The 16,512-nt window shown below is 70.1% G+C and carries 13 protein-coding genes and 1 pseudogene; 2 read left to right on the forward strand and 12 right to left on the reverse strand.

Annotated elements, in window-relative coordinates; translation table 11 throughout:
• Window positions 1–10: 10 nt before the first annotated feature.
• A complete protein-coding gene (locus ACFY0T_RS01540; protein WP_388863714.1) occupies window positions 11–1,417 on the reverse strand; it encodes a DUF6777 domain-containing protein in 1,407 nt (468 codons plus the stop codon).
• A gap of 117 nt (window positions 1,418–1,534) precedes the next feature.
• Between ACFY0T_RS01540 and ACFY0T_RS01545 the strand changes: the two genes are divergently transcribed.
• A complete protein-coding gene (locus ACFY0T_RS01545) occupies window positions 1,535–2,965 on the forward strand; it encodes a lipase maturation factor family protein (protein WP_388863716.1) in 1,431 nt (476 codons plus the stop codon).
• Window positions 2,966–3,087: 122 nt separating this feature from the next.
• Window positions 3,088–4,494 (forward strand): annotated as a pseudogene (locus tag ACFY0T_RS01550) (transposase).
• Between the two features lie 161 nt (window positions 4,495–4,655).
• On the opposite strand, the gene ACFY0T_RS01555 reads toward ACFY0T_RS01550, so the two are convergent.
• The 11 genes from ACFY0T_RS01555 to ACFY0T_RS01605 form a co-directional block, all read right to left on the reverse strand.
• The gene (locus ACFY0T_RS01555; protein ID WP_388863718.1) at window positions 4,656–5,600 is read right to left on the reverse strand and encodes a hypothetical protein; all 945 of its coding nucleotides are present in this window, start codon (window positions 5,598–5,600) and stop codon (window positions 4,656–4,658) included.
• A complete protein-coding gene (locus tag ACFY0T_RS01560; protein ID WP_388863720.1) occupies window positions 5,597–6,916 on the reverse strand; it encodes an FAD-dependent oxidoreductase in 1,320 nt (439 codons plus the stop codon). The genes ACFY0T_RS01555 and ACFY0T_RS01560 overlap by 4 nt, the downstream gene beginning before the upstream one ends.
• Window positions 6,909–8,261, reverse strand: coding sequence for a cytochrome P450 (locus tag ACFY0T_RS01565; RefSeq protein ID WP_388863722.1), 1,353 nt, complete (start codon window positions 8,259–8,261; stop codon window positions 6,909–6,911). Before ACFY0T_RS01565 ends, ACFY0T_RS01560 begins: the two co-directional genes overlap by 8 nt.
• A 79-nt stretch (window positions 8,262–8,340) precedes the next feature.
• On the reverse strand, window positions 8,341–9,240 hold the full coding sequence (locus ACFY0T_RS01570) for an amidohydrolase family protein (protein ID WP_388863724.1): 900 nt from the start codon (window positions 9,238–9,240) through the stop codon (window positions 8,341–8,343).
• Window positions 9,237–9,551 carry an L-rhamnose mutarotase gene (locus tag ACFY0T_RS01575; RefSeq protein WP_388863726.1) on the reverse strand — a complete coding sequence of 105 codons (315 nt, stop codon included), beginning with the start codon at window positions 9,549–9,551 and terminating at the stop codon, window positions 9,237–9,239. Before ACFY0T_RS01575 ends, ACFY0T_RS01570 begins: the two co-directional genes overlap by 4 nt.
• Complete coding sequence (locus ACFY0T_RS01580; RefSeq protein WP_388863728.1) at window positions 9,548–10,534, reverse strand: aldo/keto reductase; 987 nt, start codon at window positions 10,532–10,534, stop codon at window positions 9,548–9,550. The genes ACFY0T_RS01575 and ACFY0T_RS01580 overlap by 4 nt, the downstream gene beginning before the upstream one ends.
• Entirely contained in the window at window positions 10,531–11,286 is a 756-nt protein-coding gene (locus ACFY0T_RS01585; protein WP_388863730.1) for an SDR family NAD(P)-dependent oxidoreductase, read from the reverse strand. The genes ACFY0T_RS01580 and ACFY0T_RS01585 overlap by 4 nt, the downstream gene beginning before the upstream one ends.
• Window positions 11,283–12,638, reverse strand: a complete 1,356-nt coding sequence (locus tag ACFY0T_RS01590) for an L-fuconate dehydratase (protein ID WP_388863732.1) — start codon at window positions 12,636–12,638, stop codon at window positions 11,283–11,285. The genes ACFY0T_RS01585 and ACFY0T_RS01590 overlap by 4 nt, the downstream gene beginning before the upstream one ends.
• Before the next feature lie 46 nt (window positions 12,639–12,684).
• Window positions 12,685–13,719 carry an ABC transporter permease gene (locus ACFY0T_RS01595; RefSeq protein WP_388863734.1) on the reverse strand — a complete coding sequence of 345 codons (1,035 nt, stop codon included), beginning with the start codon at window positions 13,717–13,719 and terminating at the stop codon, window positions 12,685–12,687.
• On the reverse strand, window positions 13,712–15,247 hold the full coding sequence (locus ACFY0T_RS01600) for a sugar ABC transporter ATP-binding protein (RefSeq protein ID WP_388863736.1): 1,536 nt from the start codon (window positions 15,245–15,247) through the stop codon (window positions 13,712–13,714). The genes ACFY0T_RS01595 and ACFY0T_RS01600 overlap by 8 nt, the downstream gene beginning before the upstream one ends.
• The gene (locus ACFY0T_RS01605) at window positions 15,244–16,332 is read right to left on the reverse strand and encodes a sugar ABC transporter substrate-binding protein (RefSeq protein ID WP_388863738.1); all 1,089 of its coding nucleotides are present in this window, start codon (window positions 16,330–16,332) and stop codon (window positions 15,244–15,246) included. The genes ACFY0T_RS01600 and ACFY0T_RS01605 overlap by 4 nt, the downstream gene beginning before the upstream one ends.
• Window positions 16,333–16,512: the final 180 nt, after the last annotated feature.

A 16,512-nucleotide genomic window follows, 5' to 3' on the forward strand; every position in this document is an offset into this window, starting at 1 on the left:
GAGCGTGAGCTCAGCTGTCGAAGACGTCGGTCGGGGCGTCGAAGATGCTGTCCGAGGTGGCCGAGTCGTCGGGGATCAGACCGCCGCCGTCGGGTACGTCGGGGCTCTCCGGGACGGTGTCGGGGCCGATGTCCTCGCTCCCGGTGCCGCTCGACCCCTCCGACGGGTCGAGCGGCGACGCGGGCTCGCCGGACGGGGACCGGTCCTCACCCGGGGCGGTCGTGTCGGTCCCCGGAGCGGTGCTCTGGGCTGACGGCGGCTCGTTCGACGGAGTCGCGGCCGAAGGGGGCTCGCTCGACGGGGTCCCGTCCGAGGGGGCCGGCGTGCCCCCGGGCTGCGTCGTCGGCGGGGCCGTGACGGTGGCGGTGGCGCACTTCGAGGGTTCTTCGGCCGGGCCCCTCGACGGGTGGGCCAAGGGCTCGTCCGCCGAGTCCCTCGACGGGTGGGCCGAGGACTCGAGCCTCGCCGTGTCGGACAGCGGGATGTCGGAGTCCGCGGTCTCGCCGGGGGCGCTCTCGGTCGCCCCCGGCGTGCCGGTCACCGTCTCCGTGGGCGTGGCGCAGTCGGACGCCGAGTCGTCGGGCCGCGGGCTCGCCTCGCGCGGGGAGTCACCGGAGGACGAGTCGTGCGGGCGTGGGGTCCGCGTCCCGTCGTCGGGCGGCGGGACGACGTGGTCGTGGTGGCCGTCGTCGCCGATCCTGCGCTCGATCCAGGTGTTGTTGACGACGCTGATGATCGTGATGTTGGTGATCACGGTGGGCGCCGGGGTCACCACGACGACCTCGGCGGGCCGGTATCCGGACCAGGACTCGCCCTGAGTGCCCGGGTTCCCCCGGAGCGCGGCGGGCGGGTTCAGCGGGTTGCCGCAGGCGCAGCGGACCCGGGGTACGCCCCGGTTGTCGACGAGGACGGCGGTGCCTGCCTGGAGCACGGACTGGAAGCTGGTCGCCCGTCCGTCCCTGAACCCGTGGTCGGTGACCCGCGTGTCGGCGCGCAGCACGACCGAGGTCAGACCGCGCAGGAAGCCCGGGACGGCGGCCTCGGATATCCCCGAGGCCTGGGCGAAGGCACGGGCCTTGCTCCGGTCCGCGGTGAGGAACCCGATCTGCTTCTCGACATCGCAGCTGCCGACGTTCTGGGTACCGCCGTAGAGGCCCGGCGTGGCGCCCGAGAAGGAACGCGCGTCGGGGGCGGCGCCGGTGGACTTCGGTTGCGGCATTCGGGTGACGGGTGGCGTAGTCGCCGTGGACTCGGTGAAGGGGTCGGGGCCCTGGGCGGCGACGGGCTGGAGGAAGAGCTCACCGCCGGATCCGCCGGAGGCCACCTGGTCCTTCTGGTTGTCGCCTCCGCACCCGGCGACGAGGAGCGCCGCCGAGAGCACACAGGCCGTGACTAGGGTTCTGGTGGGTTTGTGCACCACGTTCTCCCGTTCATCCCGGGCAATTCGCCCACCATTGTCTGCGTCGGCCAGATGGCTGACGCAAGCGGAGGCGGTCACCCAGCGTCACAATGGAAGGGAGAGGAGCGACTCGCCATGGAATGGTTCATCGCCCCCGAGTACTGGCTGAGCCGGCTGGTCTTCCAGCGGGCGCTGGCCGTCGTGTATCTCGTCGCGTTCCTGGGCGCGGCGCTGCAGTTCCGTGCGCTGACCGGGGAGCGCGGGATGCTGCCGGTCCCCCGCTTCGTGGCGCGCGTGCGGTTCCGCGACGCGCCGAGCGTGTTCCATCTGCACTACTCGGACCGCTTCTACGCGGCCTGGGCGTGGACGGGCTGCGCGGTGTCGGTGGCGCTGATCGCCGGCCTGGACGCGCAACTGCCGCTGTGGAGCGCGATGGTGCTGTGGCTCGTGCCGTGGGCGCTGTATCTGTCGATCGTCAACGTCGGCCAGACCTGGTACTCCTTCGGCTGGGAGTCCCTGCTCCTGGAGGTGGGCTTCCTCGCGGTGTTCCTCGGCAACGACGAGGTGGCTCCGCCGATTGTCGTGCTGTTCCTGCTGCGCTGGGTGCTGTTCCGCGTCGAGTTCGGCGCCGGGATGATCAAGATGCGGGGCGACGCCTGCTGGCGGAAGCTGACCTGTCTGTACTACCACCACGAAACGCAGCCGATGCCCGGGCCGCTGAGCTGGTTCTTCCACCATCTCCCGAAGCCGTTCCACCGGGTCGAGGTAGCCGCCAATCACTTCACCCAACTCGTGGTGCCCGTCCTGCTGTTCACGCCGCGGCCCATCGCGACGGCCGCCGCCTCGCTGATGATCCTCACCCAGCTGTGGCTGGTCCTGTCCGGCAACTTCTCCTGGCTGAACTGGATCACCATCGTGGTGGCCCTGTCGGCGGTCGAGTTCCCCACCACTCCCCCGCACGTGGCCGCTCCGCCGCTCTGGTACGAGGTCGTGGTCCTCGCCGTGGCCACGGGTCTGCTGGCCCTCAGCTACCGCCCGGCGCGCAATCTGCTCTCCCGGCGCCAGGTCATGAACCGCTCCTTCGACCCACTCCATCTGGTCAACACCTACGGCGCGTTCGGCAGCGTCAGCCGGGTGCGCTACGAGGTGGTCGTCGAGGGCACCACGGACGCCATGCCGTACGAGGAGGCGGAGTGGCGGGAGTACGAGTTCAAGGGCAAGCCGGGCGATCCACGGTACTGGCCGCGCCAGTTCGCGCCCTACCATCTGCGGCTCGACTGGCTGATGTGGTTCGCGGCGCTGTCCCCCGCGTACGCCGGTTTGTGGTTCACGGGTCTGGTGGAGCGGCTCCTGGAGAACGACCGCGACACGCTGCGCCTGCTGCGCCGCTCCCCGTTCCCCGCCGACACCCCGCCCCACTACGTCCGCGCCCGTCTCTTCCGCTACCGGTACACGACCTGGCGCGAGCTGCGGGAGACCGGCGCGTGCTGGCATCGGACGTATGTGCGTGACTTCCTGCCGCCGATACGGTTGGAGACGGAGGCCGAGCGTCGCATCCGGTCCTAGCCTCGCGCTTTCACGAGGCGGGCTTTCCGACTGGTGGTCAAGAAAGCAAAAAGTGCCTCTGACCAGCGAGAATGAGGATTGCTGAGGCCCTTGTTCCCGCCACCGTCGCAGGCGCTTTCCAGATGAAGAAGCGTATCGGGCCCCACCCGCGTGTCCGCGTCGAGGGCGGCGGTCGCGGAGTGGTTTCGCAAGCCGGTGCGGTACTGCTGGTCGAGACGGTCCGCAGGACAAGGTCCTCCTGGACGTCGCCCTGGCGGTCGCGCTCGGCGGTGACTGCCTCGCAGATGTCGCGATGCTGCGGTGCGAGCCGGCCGTCTTCGGCCCGGTCGCCTCCGACCCGACGGTCTCCCCCCTGATCGACGTCCTTACCGCCTCCGGCGAGAAGGCCCTGCAAGCCATCCGGTCCGCACGGTCCGAGGTGCGCAACCGGGTCTGGTCGCTGGCGGGCAACCACGCTCCGGACGCCGGTGGACAGGTCCGGCAAGGACGCAGCCGAGTACCAGGGCACAGCACCCGATCGGCCCGGCTCGGTAGCATGCAACGCATGGCCATCAAACTCGAGAACGTCGGCATCGCCGTTCGCGACCTCGAAGCAACGATCTCCTTTTTCACCGACCTCGGCCTCACGGTCGTCGGCCGTGACACGGTCAGTGGTGAGTGGACCGACACCGCCGTCGGCCTTGATGGCAATCACGCCAACATTGCGATGCTCCAGACGCCAGACGGTCACGGTCGCCTTGAGCTCTTCGAGTACATCCACCCCGAAGCGATCGAGTCGAAGCCCACTCGTCCCAACGAGATTGGCATGCATCGCGTCGCCTTCTCAGTCGACGACATCGACAAAGCCCTTGAGACAGCCGCAAAGCACGGATGCCGTCCGCTTCGCGGTGTGGCGACCTATGAGGACGTCTACAAGCTCACGTACCTCCGCGGTCCCAGCGGCATCCTTGTGATGCTCGCCGAGGAGCTGAAGAAGAACTGACGGCTGAATTAGCCTCGCGCTTACACAAGGCGGGCTGTCCGACTGGTGGTCAAGAAAGCAGAAAGTGCCTCTGACCAGCGAGAATGAGGATTGCTGAGGCCCTTGTTCCCGCCACCGCCGGAGGCACTTGAGGATCACGGACGCGGACGGCATGCGGATCACCTGCTTCGCGACCAACACCCCTGACCGGCCGATCGCTGAGCTCGAGCTCCGTCACCGGCTGCGCGCCCGAGCGGAAGACCGGATCCGGGCCGCCAGGACCACCGGACTGCGCAACCTGCCCCTGCACATCACCGCGCAGAACAGGGTCTGGCTGGAGATCGTTCAGATCGCACTCGACCTGCTGGCCCGGATGCCCATGCTCGCCCTGACTTGCACAGCCCGGCTCTGGGAAACCCGCCGACTGCGGTTCCGTCTCTTTTCCGCGGCCGCCCAGCTCGTCACCACCGGCCGGCGCCGCATCCTCCGCTTCACCCGCCACTGGCCCTGGACAGGCGAGATCACAGCCGCCCTCGAACGACTCGCGCTCCTGCCCAACCCGGGCTGACCAGCAGACCTCCCGTCCCGACGGCAGCACCACCCCACCCCGAGCAGTGGAAACCCGGCGCCCACCCGACGCGACAGCCGGGCCACCGGCCTGCCCTGGAAGGCGAAAGGGTCCACCGACTCCGTCCAGGGACCCTCACGCAAGATCGAGGCTAGACGGCCCTATGGGTTCGCGTACCGCTCGGCACGGGTCGACCAGTCGAGATTGCCGCGCATCCATGCCTTCATTCCGATGATCAGCGAGAGGAGCGCGGCGCGTTCGCCGTCGGAGACCTCCGCCCCATACGCGCAGGCGCGCCGCAATTCCCTTTCCGCCTCCAGAAATTCCCGGATGTCCCGGGCGACGCGCCCATAGACGTGACGCACCGCCTCTTGCAGGCTCAGATCGAGTTCTCGCTGGACGACGAGTACGCCGTTGTTCGTCTCCCCCATGGCGAGTTCCTTCTTCAGGGACACCACGTCGTTGACCCATACGACGACGTCGGCGGCGTTGTCGAACATCGTCCGCAGCATGCCGGTGTCATGGAGGGCCGGCGGAACTTCCAGGCCGGTGGCGTATTCCAGAAGGTCGAGACATGGCGTGATGCCGCCCGACGCACGGCGCAGCTGCATGTATGCGCCGAGTGACGGTACGCATCCTTTGCGCCGGTTGATGTCCTCGTACCGGAAAGCCGTGAGGAAATCCCCGACATGGGAGAGGAACCGAGTACGCCACCATGAGCTCTGCCGTGGCGCGACCCCATGCCAGAGGTGCGCGAGTCCTCGTGACAGCCGGGTGCGCTCTTCCTGGTCGTTCCGTGCCAGGTCCTCGCTCCTGTCGTGGTAGTCGTCGATGACGAAGAGCCAGGCGAACCAGCCCGCGAGCGTGGCCGCCCGGTCCGTGCGAAGCCCGGGATAGGAGCGGGCGATCAGGTCGCCCACACGGGCGCCGCTGAGTCGCTCGCGCGCCCCGGGGTCCTCCAACAGACCTTGTCCGTCGGCCCAGTTGATCGCCAGGACATCGAGTATCTGATGATCGGTGGCGTCGCGGAACGGCAAGGCATAGAGGATGTGGCCCGGGTCGGGGCGGGTGTCCAGTACGTCGAGGTCGTCGAGACGGCCGGTCATGGTCGGGCACCCCTTCGCCGGAGACGGACGGGCGGTGCGAGCAGGGTGAGCGGTGTGGCCACCATGTGCTGGACGTTCAGGAACCTCCGGTACAGCTCGGGATCGTCCGGGATCCGTCGCAGGAGGTGGTGCAGGTACCGGCGGGCAAGGTCGGCGGCGAGGGGTACGTCTCCGGTCCGCCAGCCCAGGTCGAGGCTGGTGGACAGGTACCAGGGCAGGAGCAGCGTGCGGGGCGAGCGGCGCTGGAAGGCCGCGCAGGCCCGGTCCAGTCCACGGCGGTCGTGTCCACCGGCGTCGAGTGCCCGGGCCAGCAGCTGCGCCTGGAGTGCGGCGACGGTCATACCGTGCCCGTACAGGGGGTTGAGGCTGCACAGCGCGTCACCGAGTACGACGAGTCCGCCCGGCCAGGGGCGCAGTCGGTCGTAGCGGTGCCACCGTCCCCCGAGTCCGCCGTATCGGTAGAGCTCGCCGAGCGGTTCGCACTCCCGGACGACATGGCGGACATGGGGGTTGGCCAGGGAGTCGGCGTAGGCGCCGAAGCCCTCCGGATCCGTGGGGGCCGCCTCGCCGTCCGCCCCGAACAGGCAGACCAGCCATCGGTCGCCCTCGATCGCGGTGACGGCGCCTCCGCGCCGCGCCGTCGGCGCGAGGGTGGCCTGTACCGACGCCCGCAGGTCCGGCCGGGCGACCGGATCCCGTCGGTACACGCGGGAGGTGTACGACAGTTTCCCGTCGACGCCGAGGATGTCGGGCTCGGGCAGCCCGACGTCCGTCAGCCAGGTGGGCGCACGCCCATGGCGGCCGGTGGCAATGACCACGAGATCGGCGGAGCGCACGGTGTGCCCACTGATCCGTACTCCGGTGACGCATCGGTGCCGCTGGTCGAGGACCAGTCCTTCCACCTGGGTCTCGTCGAGCACGGTGACCGTCGGACGAGCCATCACCCGGCGGCACAGCGCGGCTTCCAGCAAGGGCCGGCTGAAGGTCTGCAGAGCCAGTGCCGTGCGGACGCTCGGTGACCAGCCCGTGGGGTAGAGCATCGGAAAGCACCCGAAGTCCGACAGGGGTGCGCCTGCCTCGGACAACTCCTCGCGCAGCCCGGGAAACAGCTCTTGGAGGATCCGCGCGCCACGGGCCAGCAGCGCGTGGGGGTGGCGACTCTGCGGAGTTCCTTTGCGGTGGGCCGGGTTCGGGCTCTGGGCGACGCTGTCCCGTTCGATGACGGTCACTTCGTCGAAGCGGTCGGCGAGGACGCGGGCGGTGACCAGTCCGGCGTAGCCGCCGCCCACGACCACCGCGCGCCTGCGGTCAGGCATGGCGCGCCTCCCGCCGGGTCAGTCGCAGGGAAAGTCTGCGGGGGCGGTAGAAGGCCGCGAGGGGTACCGGTCGGGTGTCCGCGTCCGGCTCGCACCGGATGTGCCACCGGCTCACGATCGCCGCGAGCGCGAGGACGCATTCGCCCACGCCGAAGTCGTCGCCCGGGCACTTGCGCGGTCCCGTGCCGAAGCCCGCGAAGGCGCCGCGCGGCAGCGAGGCGGCACGGTCCGGGAGCCAGCGCTCGGGGTCGAAGTCCGAGGCATGCCGATAGATGCCGGTGTTGCGGTGCACCGGAACGGGAGTGATCACGACGGTGGTGCCCGCCTTGAGCCGCGTTCCCGCGAGCTCCACGTCGCACGTCGTCACACGGGTGAACAGCCAGCCCGGGGGATACAGACGGATGGTCTCGTTGACGGCCCGGTGGACGCCGGGCAGGCGCGGGATGTCGCTCCAGCCGCCCGGTCGGCCGTCGAGGACGGTGTCGACCTCCTGCTGGAGTCGGAGTTCCTGCGCCGGGTTCTGGGACAGCAGGTAGAGGGCCCAGGTGAGCGTGGAGGCCACGGTTTCGCTGCCGGCGGCCAGCACGGTGATGACCTGGTCGTGGATCTCCTGATCCTCCGGGTCGGCGGCCAGGAGCGCCGACAGCAGGTTCCGCTCGTCCGCCTGCTCACGTCCATCGCGCTCGTCGTGCTCATCGCGCCGGAAGTCCGCGACGACCCGTTCCACGGTGTCGTTGAGGTGCCGCAGTGCCCGCTGGTGGCGGCGGTTGGCCGGCAACGGCAGGTTCAGGACGCCGCGCGGCAGGAACATCTGCCGGAAGAAACCGCTGAACGCGACGTCGAAGGAGTGCCGGACGCCCTCCACGACCTCCTCGTCGACCCGGGCCGCGAAGAGCGTACGGGTCACGGTGCGCAGAGCCAGGGCGTAGAGCGAGCTGTACGCGTCGATCACCTGGGTGTCGCCCCAGGAGTCGGTCACGGCGGCGATCTCCTCCTCCATCGCCGCCCCGTAGTGTTCCAACTGCGTGTGCTGGAAGGCGGGTTGCAGCATGCGGCGCTGTCGGCGGTGGTCCTTGTGAGCGCAGGTGGCCACTCCGTTTCCCGCCATCGCACGGGCCCGGTCGTAGTACTTGCCCCCCTTGTCGAAGGTGCGGTCGTCGGTCAGGGTCTGCCGGAGCAGTTCGGGGTGGCACGGCACGTACACCCGGGTCGTCCCGAGTCTGATCGCCACGAGGTCGCCGTGCTCGGGCAGCGAGGTCAGAAAGTCGATGGGGCCGCGCATCAGGGGCCATATGTGGCCCAGGCCGGGAACCGCTCCGGGAGCTGTGCCTGTGGTGAAGGGCATGGTTCACTCAATCCGCCCTGCCGCACCGGAGCCAGCCCCGGCGCGCGGGCGTGCGGAGTGACCCGGTGCACGCGCCGCCTCACGGCGCGCCGCCGCCCCCAGCACGTGCGACACGGCTGGGGCCCGAGGGAGGCGTGGGGCAGATCCCGTAGACGCGGGCGGCGGTGCCGGAGAAGACGGCCTCGCTCTCGCCGGAGCCGAGACCTGCCGTCAACTCCCCCGCGATGGCGGCGACTTGGCCGTATGTCGCAGCCAGCGTGCACACGGGCCAGTCGGAGCCGAACATCAGGCGGCCGGGACCGAAGGCCTCCAGGACCGTGTCGGCGTACGGGCGCAGTGTGTCGGTCGTCCATGCGGCGGGGGCGGCCTCGGTGACCATGCCCGAGAGTTTGCAGACGGTGTTGGGGAGCGCGGCGAGCGCCCGGACGTCGGACGCCCACGGTTCGCGTTCGCCCGAAGCGATCGGCGGCTTGCCCAAGTGGTCCAGGACGAAGGTGAGTTCGGGCAGGCTCGCAGCCGCCTTGACGCAGGCCGTCAGCTGGTGCGGCACGACCACCAGGTCGTAGACGAGCCCTGCCTCGGCCACGGCGGCCAGCCCCCGGCGCACATCCGCGCGCAGCAGCCACTCGGGGTCGGGCTCGCCCTGGACCTGGTGACGGATGCCCTTGAGGTACCGGCCGCCCGGCAGCTCCCGCAGCCGCGCCAGTTCGTCGGCCACGTCCGGTCGGGTCAGGTCGGTCCACCCCACGACTCCCGCCACCAGTTCGCTCTCCTCCGCGAGGGCGAGGAACTCGGGGGTCTCCTCCGGCACGGTGATCGTCTGCACCAGGATCGTGCGGTCGAACCCGGCGGCCCGCGCCTCCGGTTCGAGATCGGCCAGGGTGAAGTTCCGTCGCAGCGGCTGGAGTTCGGGTCCCGTGATCCAGTCCTGGTCGCGGACGGAGAGATCCCACACATGGTGGTGCGCGTCCACGCTCACGGCAGCTCCCACACGACGGGCAGGCCGGCGCCCGCGCCCTCGTCGGAGTAGTCGTGGACGACGTCGAGGAGTTCGGCCATACGGGCCTGCCAGGCGATGTTGGCCGGCAGCTTCTCCAGTTCGGCGAACATCCGCCCGTAGTCCTCGCACTCCAGGACGTGGAACAGGTCGGTGCCGCTGCGCCAGATGGTCCAGGAGCTGGCTCCGGCCGCGCGGATCGCGGCGGTCAGCTCGGCCGGCACCTCGCGGTGCGCGGCCTCGTACGCGGCGACGCGGTCCGCGCGGACCTTGGTGTGCAGCGCGACTCTCATGACGGCTCCTGTACGGGTACGGGGGCAGTGGCGGGCAGCAGTCCTTCCGCGATCAGTTCCCTCCAGAACTCCAAGGGCACGGGGGTCGCGAACTGCCGTACACAGTCGTGGACTTCGTCCGCCGAGCGGGCGCCGACCAGGACGCTCGCGACGGCCGGGTGGGCGGCCGGGAAGGTCAGGGCGGCGGCGCGCAGCGTGATGCCGTGCCGCTCGGCGACGGCCTTCAGGCGCAGGGCGCGGTCCAGCAACTCGGCCGGTGCGGTCGTGTAGTTGTACGTCGCTCCCGGCCGCGGGTCGGCCAGCAGACCGGAGTTGAAGGCGCCGCCGATGACGACGGACGTGCCGCGGTCCTGGGCGGCGGGCAGCAGTTCGGTCAGCGCCTGGTGGTCGAGCAGCGTGTAGCGGCCGGCGCACAGCACCACGTCGACGTCCGTCTCGCGGACGAAGCGGGTGAGCATCTCGGCCTGGTTCATGCCCGCGCCGATCGCGCCGACGACGCCTTGCGAGCGCAGCTTCTCCAGGGCGGGGTAGCCCTCGCGGAAGGCCTGCTCGGCGTGGTCGTCCGGATCGTGCAGGTAGACGACGTCCACGCGGTCGAGGCCGAGCCGTTCGAGGCTGGCGTCCAGGCTGCGTCGTACGCCGTCCGCGCTGAAGTCCCAGACGCGGCGGTGCGTGGCGGGCACGGCGAAGCCGTCGGCCAGGTCGTCGCCGCCCGCGTCCGTGGGCTCCAGCAGGCGGCCCACCTTGGTGGAGACCGTGTACTCGGCGCGGGGCCGCTCGCGCAGGGCCGCGCCGAGGCGTCGCTCGGAAAGGCCGATGCCGTAGTGCGGTGCGGTGTCGAAGGAGCGGATGCCGCCCGCCCAGGCCGCGTCGACCGCCTCGTACGCCTGCTCGTCGGTGACCGCGGTGAAGAGGTTGCCGATGCCCGCGGCGCCGAAGGACAGTTCGCTGACCTCGACGCCGCTGCTGCCGAGCGTGCTCACTGGCCCACCGGGCGCAGGCGCAGTCCCTGCATCCCGCCGTCGACGGCGAGCGCCGTGCCGGTGGTCGCGCCGGACAGTGGGCTCGCCAAATAGGCGATGGCGCCCGCGACTTCGGCTGCCGAGACGAGGCGACCGGTGGGCTGGCGGGCCTCCAGCGCGGCGCGCTCGGCGGCCGGGTCGGGGGCCGCGTCGAGCAGCCGGCCGACCCACGGTGTGTCGACCGTGCCGGGGTTCACGCAGTTCACGCGGATGCCCTCGCGTACGTGGTCGGCGGCCATGGCGAGGGTGAGGGAGAGGACGGCGCCCTTGGAGGCGGAGTACAGGGCGCGCTGGGGCAGCCCGGCGGTGGCGGCGATGGAGCAGGTGTTCACGATGGCCGCGTGCGCGGATTGCCGCAGCCGGGGCAGGGCGGCGCGGGCCGTACGGACCATGCCGAGGACGTTGACGTCCAGGACCCGGTGCCACTGCTCGTCGTCGTTGTCCTCGACGGTGCCCTGGGCGCCGATGCCCGCGTTGTTGATCAGTACGTCGAGACCGCCGAGGTCCGCGGCCGCCGCGGCCACTGCCTCCCGTACGGACGTGTCGTCGGTGACGTCGGCGCGGTAGCCGAGCAGGGGCTTCTCGACCGACGACGGGTCGAGGTCGAGGACGGCCACCTGCGCGCCGCGCGCGGCGAGGAGCTCGGCGGTGGCCCGGCCGATGCCGGAGGCGCCGCCCGTCACCAGGGCCCGCAGGCCCTCGAAGTCGCTCATGCCGCCTGGCCCTTCTTGTCGGGTTTGTCGTTCGTCTCGAGGTCGGCGGTCCAGAAGGTTCCGCCGGGGTAGGTGTACCGCGCGATCGACTCGGGTCGCATGGCGGCCGAGAAGCCGGGCGCGGAGGGTGCCGTGTAGTGACCCTCGCGGATCACCACGGGGTCGAGGAAGTGGTCGTGCAGATGGTCGACGTATTCGATGACCCGGTCGTCGGTGGTGCCGGACAGCGCCACGAAGTCGAACATCGAGAGGTGCTGGACGAGTTCGCACAGCCCGACGCCGCCCGCGTGCGGGCAGACGGGCACGCCGAACTTGGCCGCGAGGAGCAGGATGGCGAGGTTCTCGTTGACGCCGCCGACGCGGGCCGCGTCGATCTGCAGGATGTCGATGGCGCCGGCCTGGAGCAGCTGCTTGAAGATGATGCGGTTCTGGACGTGCTCTCCGGTGGCGACCTTCACGGGGGCGACGGCCTTGCGGACGGTAGCGTGCCCGAGGACGTCGTCGGGGCTCGTCGGCTCCTCGATCCAGTAGGGGTCGAACTCGGCGAGGGCCCGCGTCCAGGTGATCGCCTCGTCGACGTTCCACCGCTGGTTGGCGTCGATCGCGATGCGGATGTCCGGGCCGACCACGGAACGGGCGACCCGGCAGCGGCGTATGTCGTCCGCGAGATCCGCGCCCACCTTCAGCTTGATCTGCGTGAACCCGTCAGTGACGGCCTCGGCGGCGAGCCGGGTGAGCTTCTCGTCGCTGTAGCCGAGCCAGCCCGGCGAGGTGGTGTAGGCGGGGAAGCCACGCTCGACGAGCCGGGCGGTGCGCTCCTGGGCCCCTGCCTTCCCGCGGCGCAGCAGCTCCAGCGCCTCCTCGGGCGTGAGGGCGTCCGTGATGTAGCGGAAGTCGACCTGGCGCACCAGCCATTCCGGCTCGGCGTCGGAGAGCAGCTGCCACAGCGGCTTGGCCGCGCACTTGGCGGCCAGATCCCATACGGCGTTGACGACCGCGCCGATCGCCATGTGCATCACGCCCTTCTCGGGTCCGAGCCAGCGCAGCTGGCTGTCGCCGATCAGGTCCCGGCCGAGGGAGCCCGGGTCGGCGCACAGCTCGTCGACGGACCGTCCGACCACATGCCCCCGCAGCGCGTCGATCGCGGCGACCTGGACATCATTGCCCCGCCCGATGGTGAAGGTGAAGCCGTGCCCCTCGGGGAAGTCGGCGGCGTCGGTGCGCAGTACGACGTACGCCGCCGAGTAGTCGGGGTCCGGGTTCATCGCGTCGGAGCCGTCGAGCTCGCGCGAGGTGGGGAACCGGATGTCGTAGGTGTCGACCGCGGTGATACGGACGCCAGTTGGGGACACGGGAGGCCTTTCGGTCCGGGACAGTTGCGTTCGAAATCGAGCGAGGTCAGTCCTGGGCGCGGCCGGTGGTCACACGGGCGATCATCAGGGCGACCAGGATGATTCCGCCGTAGATGGCCTGGATCCAGAAGGACGGCACCTGGGCGAGCGTGAGCAGGTTCTGCACCACGCCGAGGAGGAGTACGCCGGTCAGGGCGCCGAACATGGTGCCCTTGCCGCCGTCGAGGCTGATGCCGCCGATGACCGCCGCCGCCATCACCGTGAAGATCATGTTGTTGCCCTGGTTGGCGCTGATCGCGCCGACGTAGCCGGTCTGCATGATCCCGCCGACCGAGGCGAGGACGCCCGCGACGACGGACACCCCGAGCACCACCCGGTCGACGCGGATACCGGCGGCGCGGGCCGCTTCCGCGTTGCCGCCGATCGCGTAGAGGGCGCGGCCGATCCGGTGGTACTTGAGGATCAGCCCGGCGACGCCGAAGGCGACCGCGGCCAGCCAGACCGACAGCGGGACGCGCAGGAAGGTGGTGGTGGCCAGCGAGAAGAACGCGTCGGGCATGCCGAACAGCGTCTTGCCCTTGGTGGCGCCGACCAGCAGCCCGCGCAGGACGATCAGCATCGCGAGCGTGACGATGAAGGCGTTGAGCTTGAACTTCACCACGAGGATGCCGTTGAAGGCGCCGATGACCGCGCCCACGACCAGGATCGCGAGGAGGGCGAGCGCGGCGGGCCATTCCGTGCCCCAGCCGGACTGCGCGACGGGCAGTACCAGCAGGGCGCCGACGGCGGGCGCGATGCCGACCACCGACTCCAGCGACAGATCGATCTTGCCGGTGATCAGCACCAGCGACTCGGCGAGGACCACCATCGCGAGTGCCGCCGAGGCGCCCAGGATGGAGATCAGGTTCCGTTCGGTGAGGAACGAGTCGTTGACGATCGCGCCGAGCACCATGAGCACCAACAGGGCCGGTACGAGGGCGAGTTCACGGGCCCGGCGGAGCAGCACGGCCTTGGCGGCATGGGGGTCGGGGGCTCGCACGGAGGTGGGTGTCGAGGCCGACGGGGCCTTCGTGTCAGCCATGGTCCACTCCTTCGATGGAGGCGATCAGCTCGTGGTCGTGCCAGCCCGCCGGGTGCTCGGCGACGACGCGGCCGTGGAACAGGACGAGGACGCGGTCGCAGCGGCGCAGGTCGTCGAGTTCGTCGGAGACGACGAGCACGGCGGTGCCGTCCTCCCGCGCACTGTCCATGCGGGACAGCAGGGACTCCTTGGACTTCACGTCGACGCCCGCGGTGGGGTTGATCAGGACGAGGAGGCGGGGGTCGGAGGCGAGGGCGCGGGCCATGACGACCTTCTGCGCGTTGCCGCCGGACAGGTCGGAGACCGGCTGCTCGGGGCCCTCGGTGTGGATGTCGAGGCGCTCGATCAGCTCGGTGGCGAAGCCGCGTTTGCGGTCCGTGCCGATGAAGCCGTGGCGGCCGAGACGGTTCAGGACGCTCATGGTCGCGTTGTCGCCGATGCTCATCCCGGAGACCAGCCCCTGGTCGTGCCGGTCGCGCGGGACACAGCCGACGCCCGCTTTGAGCGCGGCCTGTACGTCACCGAACGGGAGCCGCTCGCCGTCGAGTCGAGCGGTTCCGCCGGTCGGCGTGTGCAGTCCGGCGAACGACTCGGCCAGCTCGATCTTGCCGCTGCCGCTGGATCCGGCGAGGCCGACGACCTCGCCGCGACGGACGGTGAGGTCGATGCCGTCGTACGCGCCCGAGGTCAGCCCCTTGACGTCGAGCAGCACCGGCGCGTCCGCGGTCACGGACGTGTGCGTGGGCGCGAGTTCGGCGATCGACTCGCCCGCCATGGCCTCCACCAGTGCCGGGCGGGGGAGTTCGGCGACCGGCGCGGTGGTGATCCAGCGGGCGTCGCGCAGAACCGTGACCGTCTGGCACACCTCGTACACCTCCTGGAGGTGGTGCGAGATGAACAGGAAGGTGACGCCGGAGTCCTGGAGTGCGCGCATACGGCTGAACAGCCGCTCGATCTCGCGGTTGTCGAGCTGGGCGGTCGGTTCGTCGAGGACGATGAACCGGGCACCGAAGCTCAACGCCCGGGCGATCTCGACCATTTGGCGGTCCTCGACCTTGAGGTCGGCGGTGCGGGCCTCGGGGTCGACGTGGACGTCCCAGGTGTCGAGGAGTTCGGCGGCCTCACTCCTCAGTCTGCGCCAGTTGATGAAACCCCGCTGGAGCGGCTGCCGGTTGATGAAGAGGTTCTCGGCGACCGTCAACTCCGGTACGACCGTGGGTTTTTGGTACACGCAGGCGACCTTGCGGCGCCAGGCGTCGCGGTCCGCGAGCGGGGGCGCGGGCTCGCCGTCGAAGCGGACCGTGCCCTCGTCGGGGGCCTGGAGACCGGTGAGGATGGTGACGAGGGTGGACTTGCCCGCGCCGTTGCGGCCGACGAGGGCGTGGGACTCGCCCGGCAGGACGGTGAGTCGACCGTCCTGGAGGGCGACGGTCGGGCCGTACCGCTTCGCTATCCCGCGTGCCTCGACCAGCGGAGGGACCGCGGGTGAGGGGCTCTCAAGTGGGGGGCTCACACGTGGGGTGCTCATTTGACCGTGTTGCCCCACAGCTTCGGGTCGTCCACGTTGTCCTTGGTCACCAGCGGCGCGGGCAGCTGGTCCTCCAGGATGCCGCTGGGCAGCTTGACGATCTCGGAGTCGTGGTCGGTCGGGCCGGGCTTGAACGTCTTCCCCAGCATCGCGGCCTTGATGTAGTACATGCCGTACTGGGCGTAGGCGTCAGCCGGCTGCGAGACGGTGGCGTCGATCTGGCCCTTGCGGATCGCGTCGAACTCCTGCGGGATGCCGTCGTTCGAGACGATGGCGATGTGGCCCTTCTGGCCCACCGTCTTGAGCATGTTCTTGGACTTGAGGGTCTGGAGGGTGGGCGCGAGGTAGACGCCCCCCGCCTGCATGTAGATGCCCTTGATGTCGGGGTTGGCGTTCAGAAGGGTGTCCAGCTTGGAGGCCGCGGTGTCGGACTCCCACTTGGCGGGGATCTCCAGGACCTTCAGCTTCGGGTAGTTCTTCTTCACGCAGGCCCGGAACGCCTCCGAGCGGTCCCGGCCGTTGACGGACGCGAGGTCGCCCATGATCTGCACGACCTTGCCGGAGGGGATCTGCTTGCCGAGGTACTCGCAGGCCTTCTCGCCGTACGCGACGTTGTTGGCGCGGACGACCATGGCGACCTTGCCCTTGTCGGGCGCCACGTCGACGGCGACCACCGGCACGCCCTTGCGCTCGGCCTGGTCGAGCCCCGCGGCGATGGCGGCGCTGTCCAAGGGGGCCACGACGAGGCCCTTCACGCCTTGGTTGAGCTGGTTGTTGATGTCGGTGATCTGCTGCGACGGGTCGCTGTTGGAGTTGACGGTCTTGAGCGCGTCCATGCCCTGCGACTTCGCCATCTTCGGGACGTAGTCGTTGTACGACTGCCAGAACGGCGAGGTCAGCAGGGGCAGGATCACCCCGACCTTGCCGGTGCCGCCGCCTCCCCCGCTGCCCGAGGAGCCGGTGTCCTTGGTACTGCCGCATGCCGCGAGCACCAGGGCCGCGCAGGCGGCCGCAGCCGCCGCACGCACCGCCCGCGATGAGCTGCGCCTGTCCTGTCGCCTGTTCCGCACTGTTCTGCCGGCCATCTGACGGCTCCTCATTGAGCGTGATCGAGACTGAGCATGATCGAGCAGGAATGCGCGGCCGGAGGTCCCTCTACCGACCGGGACGAATATTTATCAGACCACTTCCCCCTGACAACACCCTTCGACGCCAATTTTTCCCACTCTCAGGCCATAGTGGTCCGACCACTCCGGTCGTTAGAC

Origin of the sequence: Streptomyces sp. NPDC001530 (genome assembly GCF_042894545.1) — a bacterium.
Classification (GTDB): Bacteria; Actinomycetota; Actinomycetes; order Streptomycetales; family Streptomycetaceae; genus Streptomyces.

Coding starts and splice junctions, on each gene's coding strand:
- ACFY0T_RS01545 (WP_388863716.1), top strand. CDS start 1,535: ATGGAATGGTTCATCGCCCCCGAGTACTGGCTGAGCCGGCTGGTCTTC.
- ACFY0T_RS01555 (WP_388863718.1), bottom strand. CDS start 5,600: ATGACCGGCCGTCTCGACGACCTCGACGTACTGGACACCCGCCCCGAC.
- ACFY0T_RS01560 (WP_388863720.1), bottom strand. CDS start 6,916: ATGCCTGACCGCAGGCGCGCGGTGGTCGTGGGCGGCGGCTACGCCGGA.
- ACFY0T_RS01565 (WP_388863722.1), bottom strand. CDS start 8,261: ATGCCCTTCACCACAGGCACAGCTCCCGGAGCGGTTCCCGGCCTGGGC.
- ACFY0T_RS01575 (WP_388863726.1), bottom strand. CDS start 9,551: ATGAGAGTCGCGCTGCACACCAAGGTCCGCGCGGACCGCGTCGCCGCG.
- ACFY0T_RS01585 (WP_388863730.1), bottom strand. CDS start 11,286: ATGAGCGACTTCGAGGGCCTGCGGGCCCTGGTGACGGGCGGCGCCTCC.
- ACFY0T_RS01595 (WP_388863734.1), bottom strand. CDS start 13,719: ATGGCTGACACGAAGGCCCCGTCGGCCTCGACACCCACCTCCGTGCGA.
- ACFY0T_RS01600 (WP_388863736.1), bottom strand. CDS start 15,247: ATGAGCACCCCACGTGTGAGCCCCCCACTTGAGAGCCCCTCACCCGCG.
- ACFY0T_RS01605 (WP_388863738.1), bottom strand. CDS start 16,332: ATGGCCGGCAGAACAGTGCGGAACAGGCGACAGGACAGGCGCAGCTCA.